Origin of the sequence: Pseudomonas sp. Je.1.5.c (assembly GCF_051129895.1) — a bacterium.
Taxonomy (GTDB): domain Bacteria; phylum Pseudomonadota; class Gammaproteobacteria; order Pseudomonadales; family Pseudomonadaceae; genus Aquipseudomonas; species Aquipseudomonas urmiensis.
On sequence record NZ_JBCPSP010000013.1, the window covers coordinates 103,263 to 114,590 of the forward strand.

Here is an 11,328-nt window from a genome sequence, read left to right on the forward strand (position 1 = left end):
CATGCCATTGAAACAACGTTTTAGCGAAGAGCTGCGTTATTTACGCGAGCTGGGTGCCGACTTTGCTCGGGACAACCCGCAGCTCGCGCAATATCTAGGTAAAGAAAGTAGCGACCCAGATGTCGAGCGGCTGCTCGAAGGCTTCGCGTTTCTCACGGCAAAACTGCGCCTGAAACTCGACGATGACCTGCCAGAGCTGACCCATTCAATGCTGCAGATGCTGTGGCCCAATTACCTACGGCCGCTGCCCAGCGCAACGATAATCCAGTTCACCCCGCTGGAGCAGTCTCTGAGTGAGTCACAACGCGTAGCCAAGGGCTCACGGCTGTTTTCCCGCCCTGTGGACGGCATCGCTTGCGAGTATCGAACCTGTACCGAGGTCACACTTCATCCTTTTGAGATCCACCAGGCCAGTGCCACACAGACACTCGATAACTGCAGCGTTGCCATTGACCTGAACACCTTGGTTGAGCGCCCGCTGAACACCCTGGCCTGCCACAGCTTGGACTTCCACCTCAGTGGCGATCATGGCAGCGCTCAAATGCTGTACCTGTGGCTATCGCAATACCTGAAGAACATCAGCGTGATCATCAACGGTCAAGTGCGCAGGCTACCGGCTTGCACCGTCAGCTTTCCCGGTTTTAGCCCCGAAGAGGCCTTGCTGCCTTATCCGCGCAACGTCTTCGACGGCTACCGGATTGTGCAGGAGTACTTTGTCTTCCCGCAGCGCTTCCACTTCTTCAGCTTGACCGGCCTCACCCAGCTGTGGCCGAACCAGGACAGCCGCAGGGTGCGCATCGAATTTCACTTCACCCGGCCACTGCCCGGCTCGATGCGTATCAGCAAAGCTGACTTCAGCTTGTTCTGCACGCCGGCCATCAACCTGTTCGAGCACAGCGCCGAACCCATCGACTTGTCTGGCCAGGCCGAGCAGGAGCGGCTGACGCCCAGTGGTCAGCGCCCGAAGGCCTACGAGATCTTCAGCGTCGACCGCGTGGCCAGCTGGCGAGTAACCGCAGATGGCAGCCGAGGTGAGCAGCTACGCGTGTTCCAACCCTTTGAATCGTTCGCCCATGAAATCGAACACGCCCAGGGACGCACCGCGCTGTATTACCGCTGCCGGGTTGAAGAGTCGTTGCGCGGCGACGGGCTGGTGCACCGCATGGCGTTCGTCCGCGCTGACGAAAGCCTGTATGTCGGGCAATTGGAAACCGCCTCGGTCGACCTGACCTGTACCAATCGGGATTTACCCTTGGCATTGGGCATTGGCGATATCAGTGTCACCACCGAGGCCACTCCACCGCTGGCCAGCTACCGCAACATCTGCCGACCGACCCGGCCGTACCGACCGGTACTGGATGGCCAGCTGCAATGGACATTGATCTCCAACCTGTCGCTGAACTATCTCTCGCTGCTCTCGGCCGAACCGCTCAAGGCGGTGCTCGGCGCCTACGACTTCGCTGCCCTGCATGACATTCAGCAGGCACGCGCCACGCGCAAGCGCCTCGATGGCATTGGCCATGCCAAGACCGAACCATTGGACTGGCTGATCAAGGGCCTGCCCGTACGCGGCTTGCGCACACACTTGCAACTCGATCAGGACGCCTTTCGCTGCGAAGGCGACCTGTACCTGTTCGGCTGCGTGCTGTCGCACTTCTTTGCCCTCTACGCCAGCATCAATTCCTTCCATCAACTGGAAGTGATCAACACCACCAACAACGAGCACTACACATGGCCCTTGCTGACCGGCAGACAACCGCTGATCTAGCCGACACGCTGCTCGCCGAAGCTCATCTGCACAATTTCTTCCAATTGCTGGAGAGGCTGCATGGCTTGCACGATGATGACCTTGAGCCACATAGGCCAGCAGATGCTACGCAGCCGCGGCTACGCCTTGGCAGCGACCCTCGCCTGACCTTTCCGGTGGCCGACGTGCTGGAGGCGCAGCGCCTGCCGCAGCGGGCAGACAACGATGACCGCTACCGGGTTTGCACCACCTTCCTGGGGCTGCACGGTACAGACTCACCGCTGCCCAGCTACTACCTGGACCAGCTCGCTTACGAGCATGCCCAGGGCAAAGGCGTGCGCCCGGCATTCTTCGATTTCTTCAATCACTATTTGCTCAGCCTGCTCCACCGGATCTGGCGCAAGTACCGCTATTACATCCGCTTCCAGACCCAAGCCAGCGACCACTTTTCTGCCTATATCTACGCCTTGATCGGCCTGGGTAACGAGCAACTGCGGGTGGATACGGCATTGCCCTGGAGCCGCCTGCTCAGCTTTGCCGGGGTGATTGCCAGCCGCAGCCGCGCCCCCGGCACGGTGGCCGGGATCATCGCCCACTGTTTTGATCTGCGGCAGGTACAGATCCGCGAATTCGAAAAGCGCTCGGTGTCATTCGATGTCCGCCAGAGGGTCAGTCTTGGCCTGACCAATGGCCAGTTGGGCAGCGCCTTCATTGTCGGTGATCGCAGCCGAACCCGCAGCAGCAAGTTCGCCATTCTGATTGGTGATCTTGACCAAGCCCAACTACGCGACTTCCTGCCCAGCGGTATCAATTTTGGGCGTTTGCGGGCGCTGATTGATTTTCTCCTGCGTGATGGCCTGGCCTACGACCTGGAGCTACGCCTCAAACAGCAGCAACTGCCGCCGTTCAACTTGAGCCGCTCGCAAGGCAGCCACCTGGGCTGGACCAGTTTTATCGATGATCGGCACGGCGCGACCAGCCCCAAGGTACTCATCAGGGTGCGCTCATGAAGATGACCCTGACTATCAGCAATCCCGATCAACTGCAGCATGGCGTCACCGTCAGCCATCAGTTCGACAACCGCGGCGGCACGCTCGGCAGCGTCGGCGCCGACTGGCTGTTGATCGATCGCGAGCGGCGCATTCTGCCCATCCATTGCGAGATTCGTTGGCGTGAAAAGAGCTTTTGCGCCGTTGATCGTTGTGGCCAGACCTTCCTCAATGACAACCAGATGAGCCTTGCAGGCACAGCTGCGGTGCGCCTGCAGGAAGGCGATTGCCTGCGTATCGGCGCCTATCGCGTGTTGGTCCACTATCACCGCGACCCACCCAGCCAGCAGGCCAGTCGCGGCGCCCTGGAAGAACTGTTCGAGCCGGGCAAGCGCCTCTTGGATGCCCTGGTGAACGATCTGCCGGCCGGCACCCTGGACCTGGAGCCAGCAGCCCCCACCTGTCCCGCCGTGCTCGACATCTGCCAGGCGTTCAAAGCCGACAGTGGCTGCGACCCCCTACTGGCACTGGAAGCCCCATCTACTTTGCACCCTGCAGGAGACACCACCATGACCAATATCCGCCTAGGGGAAAAGCTGTGAAGCTGCGTCCCCTGATAATCGCTGCACTGTTTCTACCCCTGCTGGGCTGCACGGTCTTGAGCAAGGTTGGCCAGGTATTGATGGACCCCAGCATACCGGTGGGCGCTGCGAGTGATCAGCCAACCCAGGTTGCTTTCAGCCTGTATGCCAGCCCCACCCTCAATGGCAACCCACGAAGCCTCGATGCCACGGTTGCCGATGCAGTACTGGAGCCAAGCCCCTATGCAGTCAGTCTCACTGCTGGCAACCCACAGGTCTTGACTGAAAAGGTCGAAGTACTGCTGGCGTATCTGCAAGAGCAATTTCCAGCCGTGTCTCCTATAGAGCAGGAACAGGAACAGGAACAACCAACCCTGCCGCGCTCGTCCATGGAGGACAGCAGCCCAGGCACTTACGACGACCCGGCAGTGCACCTGAGCCTGGCGCAGCCGCAGACGGTATCGGCTGAGCAGATCGCCACGCCCATCGCCATCAAGATCTTCCAGTTGCGTGACGACTCACTGCTGCATAACGCCGTCTTTTCGGGCCTGGAACAAGACCCGGCCAAGGCCCTGCGCAGCACTTACATACGTGACGACGACTATCTCCTGACGCCAGGTCAGTTCAAGTTCGTGCCCTTCGAAGCGCTCGATGCCGACACCCGTTTCATTGCCGTAATTGCTAATTACAGCAACCAACAGGACACCACCTGGAAGCAGGTCCTGCGCGTCCAGCCGCGGGGTCGCAAGGTGGTGCTCGCCGTACAGATCAACGACTCACAGATCCTGCTCAAGGAAGAAAGCTGATGCTCACCTGGCTGTTGTCCCTCTGCACCTTCCCTTCTGATTCGGAGCGCCCATGAGCTCACGCAACCCTGTCGTCTGGCGCGAAGGCTTGTTCGTCAAGCCGCAACACTTTCAGCAGTTGGCGAGGGCCAGCGAAGCCGCCGTTCACCAGCGCCTGAGCAGCCTCAATAGCTCGTTCTATGGGTTCAGCGAATTGCAGCTGAATCAGGAGTACTTATGCTTTGGCAAGATCGCCATTACCCGGGCTCGGGGCGTCATGCCCGACGGCACGGTGTTCGACATCCCCGGCGACTTGCCGCCTCCTGCACCGCTGGAAATCATCGACAACCTCACGCACCAGAACGACGTGTACCTGTGCCTGCCACTGCGCAGCGACGGCGGCCGTGAAGTACGCTGGCCAGACAGCAGCGCCAACTATCGCTACATCGCCAACACCGAAGATATCAAGGATACCCATACCGACGACGGCGACATCGCGGCTGTGGATCTGGCAGTGCTCAACCTGCAACTCAAACGAGACAGTGAAGACGCCAGCGCCTACACCCGCCTAGCCTTGGGGCGCATCCTGGAGCGTCGCCCCGACGGCAGCCTGGTGCTGGACGAAAGCGTCTACCCCACCTGCATCTCTGTGCAAGCGGTGCCCTCGCTCAAACGTTTTCTCGATGAAGTCTGCAACACCCTGCGCGAGCGCGCTCGCAACCTTGCGGCACGGATAGGTTCGTCAGGACAGTCGGGGGTGGCCGACATCAGTGACTTCAATCTGCTGCAAGCCATGAACCGCTGGTGGCCGTGCTTCCAGCATCTGGCGCGACAGCCGCATACCCACCCTGAGCAGTTGTACCTGGCCATGAGCCAAGCCTGTGGCGAACTGGTGACCTTCACGGATGAGAGTCGCTTGCCACAGGAGTATCCGGCTTATCAGCACAGCGCGTTGCACACTTGCTTCAAACCGCTGGAGGACGCCTTGCGGCGCACCTTGAGCATTGTCCTGCAACCTCGGGCGGTGTCACTGCCGCTTGAGCAACGCCAATACGGTGTGTTGGTCGCAACCCTCGAAGACCGGCGCCTGCTGGACAGCGCGCAGTTCATCCTGGCGATACGCGCCAGCGTGCCAGTAGAGTCGCTGCGCCAGCAGTTCACGCAGAAAGCCAAGGTCACCTCACTTGAAGCACTGACCGACCTGGTGCCGCTGCAATTGCCTGGTATTCCCCTGCTGCCGCTCCCGGTAGCCCCACGCGAGCTGCCGTTCCATGCAGGCTTTAGTTACTTCGAGCTGGATCGACGCAATCCGGCCTGGCAGGTGATGAACGACAGTAGCGGCTTTGGCTTGCACATCGCCGGCGAGTTCCCAGGGCTTGAGTTGCAGTTCTGGGCGATCAGGAGCGAATGACATGAGCGACAAGAAAAGTACCCCTGGCGCCATCGATACCGAGTTGCACGGGCTGCTCGAACAACCCCATAGCGCGGCCCCAGCCGATTACCCAGGCTACCCAGCTGACCCGCAATTTCAACTGCGCGGCGCCTTCAGCAACCTCATGATCGATGCGGCAATGCCCTTGTTTGGCTTGGCCATGCGCTTGCAGACACTGGACGATCATCAAGACATCAAGCAGTTGTACAAGGACGTCCACAACCAGATCACTAGCGTCTTGGCAGAGCTGCGCCAGCACAACTATGAGCCTGCGCACATGCTGGCCTATTCCTACTCCTTGTGCCTGTACCTGGATGAAACCGTGATGAGCACCCCCTGGGGCAAGAACTCCAGCTGGAGCCAACAGCCGCTGCTGAGCGATTTTCACCAGGAAACCTGGGGCGGGGAAAAGTTCTTTACCGTGCTCTCGCGAATGATGCTCGAACCGCAGCGCTATCAGCAGGTGTTGGAGTTCATGTACCTGTGCCTGTGCATGGGCTTGAAGGGTAAATACGCCATCCTGCCCAAGGGCGACGAGGCCTTGCAGAACCTCATCGTCAAGCTACACCGGCAGATTCGCGAACTGCGAGGCCCGGTCCCGGAGTACTTGAGCGACCCACTGACCAATGTCGCGCCGCGTAACTTTCGGATGAACCGCCAATGGCCGTGGTGGAGCCCACTGGTGATCAGCGCAGTCGCCCTTGCCGCCCTGTACACCTTCTATAGCTACCGCCTGCATGTGATTACCACCGAGGTGCTGCAGTCGCTCAACGGCATCCTGCAGTGACCGGCAAGCACGTGATTGGAATTCAACGAATTAGCAAGGCCCATGCCTTGCTGACAAGCCCATCGACCCGCGATGGCCACGCCTGCCCCTGAGGGTTGCGTGCTTTTACATGGACACAGGAGTCTGCCATGCCAACACCCGCTTACATCAAGATCGAAGGCAAAACCCAGGGCAACATCACTGCTGGAGCCTTCACCTCCGACTCGGTCGGCAACGTCTTTGTCGAGGGTCATGAAGACGAGATCCTGGTACAGGAAATCAAACACCAGGTGAGCGTCCCGACCGACCCGCAAAGTGGTCAACCTGCCGGCCAACGGGTGCACAAGCCTTTCACCTTCACCAGCGCGCTGAACAAAGCCACGCCGCTGATGTATGGCGCACTGGCCAGCGGAGAAATGCTGCCAACCGTCGAGATCAACTGGTACCGCACTTCAGTGGAGGGCAAACAGGAGCATTTCTTCACGACCAAGCTTGAGGACGCAACCATCGTCGACATCAACACCGTGCTACCGCACGTACAAAACATGAAGAACGAGAACTACACCCAACTGATCGAAGTATCCCTGTCCTATCGCAAAATCACCTGGACCCACGAAACCTCGGGGACCGAGGGTTCTGACGATTGGCGCAAACCTATCGCCTCCTGACAGCCGTGCTCCGGGCAGGGTCAGCCTGCCCGGGCATTTTCTTTCTCAGACCGCGCACAGGGACTTGTATGCCCCGCCAATCCGATCTTCGTTACAGCTTGCAACCCTTGGTCGGCGACGCCGCATTCGAGGTGGTCTCGTTCACTCTCGATGAAGCCTTGAGCACCCCGTTCAAGCTCAACCTGGAGCTGGTCAGCGCAGACGCCGACGTCGACTTTGCCCAGCTGCTCGACCAGCCTGTGCTGTTCACCATTTGGCACGGCCCACGCCCGGTGCGCTACGTGCACGGCCTGGTCAGCAGCTTCAGCCAGGGTGACAGCGGCTTCTCTCGCACCCGCTACCAGGCGCTGGTCGAACCACAGCTGGCCCGCGCCAGCCTGCGCTCGAACTGGCGGACCTTCCAGCAAAAGACCGTGCCGCAAATCCTTGAGCTGATGTTCCAGGCCCAGCGGCTGAGCAATGTCAGCCTGGTGGCCTGTTTCGACCATCAGGTTCGCGAATTCTGTGTCCAGGCCGGTGAAACCGACCTCGACTTCCTGTCCCGCCTGGCCGCCGAAGAAGGCTTTATCTACAGCTTCGAGCACAGCGCCACCGGCCATCAACTGATCATCACCGACCGCCTGCTGGAGATGGGCCTGATCAGCCGCAGCGTGATCAAGGCCGAAGACGACGATGAAGGCTTCGTCGATGACGTCGAAACGCCCGACGCCGACCCCATCGCCGTGCTCTACCAGCCCAACGGCGGCGGCGATCAGGCCAAACCTGCCCTGCACCGCTTTCGCTACAGCGAACAGGTGCGCAGCGCCCGCCAGGTGCAGCGCGACTACAGCTTCAAGCACCCCGCCTACCGCCAGGAGCATGCCGCCACGGCCAGCGACCTGCAGCACCAGTCCCCGGCCTACGAGCGCTTCGACTATCCCGGACGCTACAAGCGGGATGTGGTCGGCAAGCCGTTCACCCACAACCGCCTCACCGCCCTGCGCCACGATGCGCGCATCGCCCAGGTCGAAGGCGACGATGTGCGCCTGCAACCGGGCTTGAGTTTCAACCTGATCGACCACCCGCGCGAAGACCTCAACGCCCACTGGCGGGTGATCGGCGTGCACCACGAGGGCTGCCAGTTCACCAGCCTGCAGCAAGAGGCGGTGGGCGCCGACCAGGGCACCCGCTACCTGCAACAGGCGACGCTGATTCCCGGGCGCATCGAGTGGAAACCCGCCCTGCTGCCCAAGCCGCATATCGACGGCCCGCACATGGCCACCGTGGTCGGCCCGGCCAACGAGCAGATCTATTGCGATGAATGGGGCCGGGTCAAGGTCAGCTTCCCCTGGGACCGCGACAGCCAGGAAAATGAGTTCAGCTCGTGCTGGGTGCGCGTCTCGCAAGGCTGGGCCGGCGGTAGCTGGGGCGCGATGGCCATCCCACGGATCGGCCAGGAAGTGATCATCCACTACGTCAACGCCGACCCCGACCAGCCGCTGATCACCGGCCGCACCTACTGCGCCAACCAGCTACCGCCGTACGAGCTGCCCAAGCACAAGACGCGCATGACCATCAAAAGCCAGACCCACAAGGGCCAAGGTTTCAACGAACTGCGTTTCGAGGATGAGCTGGGGCATGAGGAGGTGTTCATTCATGCGCAGAGGGATCAGAACAACCACGTAGGTAATGACGAAACAAGCTGCATCGGCCGCAACCGTGTCGAGCGCGTGGGTAACGATGAGCAAACCGCAGTGGGTAACGACCTACGACAGCAAACGGGTCGCGATCATAGCCACAGCATAGGTCGAACATGCCAAGTGAGCATTGGCCAGGATCTGCTCGAGCAGGTGGGTAACGAGCGCCGCGAGTCAACCCATGCCAATCACTACCAAACAGTTGGCGGCGATAACGAGCTGGTCGTCAACGGCCGGCAGACCGTGAGCGTCGGTCAGGGTGTCAATCATCAGACCACTGTCTACCAACTACAGGTAAATGAGCGGATCGAGTTCAAAAGCCCCGGCGGCAGCATCATTCTGGATCAACACGGCATCACCCTCGATGGCCTGACGCTCACGTTCAAGGGTCCGACCCAAGCCAGTACCACCGGTGCCGGTAACAGCGTGATCGTGGAGTTGCTTGCTGACGAAGGCAGCCGGTGCGAGGAAAACGCCTAATGAGCACCCAGGCCTTGATCGAGTACGTCGGCAAACATCACGATCCCCAGCTGTACTGCTACGTACTCCTAGACCCGTTGGCGATAGCCGCTACCAGTGATCAGACGCTTTTGGGCAGTTTGCGCCAGGTATTGGGCGAAAGTGCCTTGACCCGGGTTTGGCGTGCAGACCTCGCCCACTCTCCTGAAACTTTGCCGATCCTGGCCTGCCTGGCATCCCCCGGTAACAGCCTTTGCCAGCGCTTGCTTGAGCAGACAGCAAGCGCCGCGATAAGGGATCTGCGGCGCCGTAAACGCCAGGTATGCGCGTGGCTATTTAGCAGCGCACCCGCCCCTGCGACTGCCGGTTATCTGTCGTCCATGGGGCAAATGCAGAACAGTGCCGGCGCAGTAGGTTTTTACCCGCTGTTCGAACCGGTGCGGTTTGAGCTGTACGCCGGAGCCTTCGCTCAAGCGGACCAGGGCCACTGGTGGCCAATCAAGCATTGGCTGTTTCTAACCAGCGGCGGCGCTCCTGCTCGGGTAACCGGCGAAGCTCAGCCCCGCCGGCCGATTCCCGCTAACGCTGGCGATGGCCAGGAAGAAACGGCGTTGATCGAGGCAGTGCTGGCTAGCTGGCGAGCATTGCGTACAGGTCCATTGGCGCAACAACTCACGCCCATCACCCGCTTTGCGGCCACGCAGGCGGCCGAACATATCCGTCACGCGCGAGCGCTCGGCTTGAGCGCAGTCGACGACATTCTCAACCTGGCGGTGCACCAGCTATGTCTGCACCCGGCGCTACCTAACCACCCTAGCGTTCGCGCCATGATCGACAGCGCTGCGCAGGGGCAGCGATCGCTTGGGCAGCAGTTCGCTCAATACACCAATGCGAACTGGAAACACGTGACAACCACTTTGCCAGCAGTCGAGGTGCACTCATGACCATCAGCCGGCACATCGCCCACGCCATCGCCGAGTCGGCGATGCCCCCCGACCAGTGCCTGGCCTGCGAACGCCAAGGCCTGCCAATCCTGCCCCTGCGCCGGGCGCTGGTGCCCGACACCCGTCCCGCCTACAACGCGCCCGTGGTTGACGGCAAACCCGTGGAAACCCGCCTGGGCCTGCGAACCTTGCGCATGGGCTACCTGTATGTGCTGCTCGACCGAAAGGTCTGGCAGGCCTTCGAGGTCACCGAACACGCTCACTTGCGCCGCTTCAACCCGCTCGAACCCCCACCGGCACCGCCACGGCCGCTGCCCAAACGGTGCGTGGGCAAAGACCACGACATCCCGTCTGCCTTCCTCACCCTCGACAGCAAGACCTACAGCAGCGCCTGGATTGCCTTCTCCAGCGATGCCTGGCCGCCGAGCGTGCTCAATGCCTACCGCGATGGCAAGGCCCCGCCCGAGCGCTTTCAGGTGCTGGACCTGGCCCAGGTGCGCAATGCCCCTGGCGAACTGGGCCTGGCGATGACCCCGGACGCCCTCAAAGTCGATCGCCAAGTCCTGGAATACGCCGAACAACTGCCCGGCGACTTCGACAGCGTGCATGGCTTTCACAGCCGCTTCCTGCGCCAGACTGCGCTGCGCGGCTATGTGCTCAACGCCATCGCCAAGCACCAGTTGGAGCACGGCGTGCTCGCCCTGGACCTCGATGACACGGTTGGCATGGTGCAGGAGTTCAACCATGCGCGGCTGAACTGGATCACCACCCGGCAGCGATGGCGTGAAGAGCCGCTGCGGGCTTATCAACTGCAAACCTCGCAACTGCTGTTGAGCATCCGCGCCATGCACCGACAGTGGGCCGAGCAACAGACGCCAGCGTTCGACGCGCAGACCGGCGATGGCCCACCGCTGTTCGTCGACCCTGCGGTGGAGCGCCAGCGAATAGTCGATTACACGGCGCAGAACAGCGACGAGCGGCTCGAGCAGCGCTATCACGAACCGATGCGCGCCGCCTTCCAAGCCGAGTACGACCGCCAGGAGGCGCAGTACCAACATTACATTGACCTCAATGCCAGGTTCTACGCGTCGCTGTGCGCCAGCCCGACGTTCAAGCGTATCGAGCAATACGACTATGACGGCAATGATCGCGAATCTGGCATCGCCTACTGCAAGACCATGGCGCTGTGCCTGGCCGGCGGCATCAGCGAAGCGCCAACCGCCAACCGCGAGGCGCAGCCGGCTGCGGGCAGCAGCGCAGCGCTCTGGCTGAAGTGGCTGC

The 11,328-nt window shown here is 61.1% G+C and carries 10 protein-coding genes; all 10 read left to right on the forward strand.

Features of this window, described 5'->3' with window-relative positions; genetic code table 11:
- The first annotated feature begins 1 nt into the window (after position 1).
- Positions 2 to 1,768, forward strand: a complete 1,767-nt coding sequence (gene tssF / locus AAZU54_RS12615; protein ID WP_434727227.1) for a type VI secretion system baseplate subunit TssF — start codon at positions 2 to 4, stop codon at positions 1,766 to 1,768.
- A complete protein-coding gene (gene tssG / locus AAZU54_RS12620; RefSeq protein ID WP_186556822.1) occupies positions 1,732 to 2,757 on the forward strand; it encodes a type VI secretion system baseplate subunit TssG in 1,026 nt (341 codons plus the stop codon). Before tssF ends, tssG begins: the two co-directional genes overlap by 37 nt.
- Complete coding sequence (locus tag AAZU54_RS12625) at positions 2,754 to 3,338, forward strand: FHA domain-containing protein (RefSeq protein WP_312151773.1); 585 nt, start codon at positions 2,754 to 2,756, stop codon at positions 3,336 to 3,338. The genes tssG and AAZU54_RS12625 overlap by 4 nt, the downstream gene beginning before the upstream one ends.
- Positions 3,335 to 4,123 (forward strand): type VI secretion system lipoprotein TssJ, encoded by a 789-nt coding sequence (gene tssJ, locus AAZU54_RS12630; RefSeq protein ID WP_312151772.1) that lies wholly within the window; start codon positions 3,335 to 3,337, stop codon positions 4,121 to 4,123. The genes AAZU54_RS12625 and tssJ overlap by 4 nt, the downstream gene beginning before the upstream one ends.
- Positions 4,124 to 4,175: 52 nt before the next feature.
- Entirely contained in the window at positions 4,176 to 5,513 is a 1,338-nt protein-coding gene (gene tssK / locus AAZU54_RS12635; protein ID WP_312151770.1) for a type VI secretion system baseplate subunit TssK, read from the forward strand.
- 1 nt (position 5,514) lies between these two features.
- Complete coding sequence (gene icmH, locus AAZU54_RS12640; RefSeq protein WP_312151768.1) at positions 5,515 to 6,321, forward strand: type IVB secretion system protein IcmH/DotU; 807 nt, start codon at positions 5,515 to 5,517, stop codon at positions 6,319 to 6,321.
- 128 nt (positions 6,322 to 6,449) lie between these two features.
- Positions 6,450 to 6,968 carry an Hcp family type VI secretion system effector gene (locus AAZU54_RS12645; RefSeq protein WP_312151767.1) on the forward strand — a complete coding sequence of 173 codons (519 nt, stop codon included), beginning with the start codon at positions 6,450 to 6,452 and terminating at the stop codon, positions 6,966 to 6,968.
- A 68-nt stretch (positions 6,969 to 7,036) separates the two neighbouring features.
- Complete coding sequence (locus AAZU54_RS12650; protein ID WP_434727228.1) at positions 7,037 to 9,124, forward strand: type VI secretion system Vgr family protein; 2,088 nt, start codon at positions 7,037 to 7,039, stop codon at positions 9,122 to 9,124.
- Positions 9,124 to 10,047, forward strand: a complete 924-nt coding sequence (locus AAZU54_RS12655) for a hypothetical protein (protein WP_434727229.1) — start codon at positions 9,124 to 9,126, stop codon at positions 10,045 to 10,047. Before AAZU54_RS12650 ends, AAZU54_RS12655 begins: the two co-directional genes overlap by 1 nt.
- The coding region (locus AAZU54_RS12660) for a T6SS effector BTH_I2691 family protein (protein WP_434727230.1) at positions 10,044 to 11,328 on the forward strand (1,285 nt) is incomplete at its 3' end. The genes AAZU54_RS12655 and AAZU54_RS12660, both read left to right, overlap by 4 nt.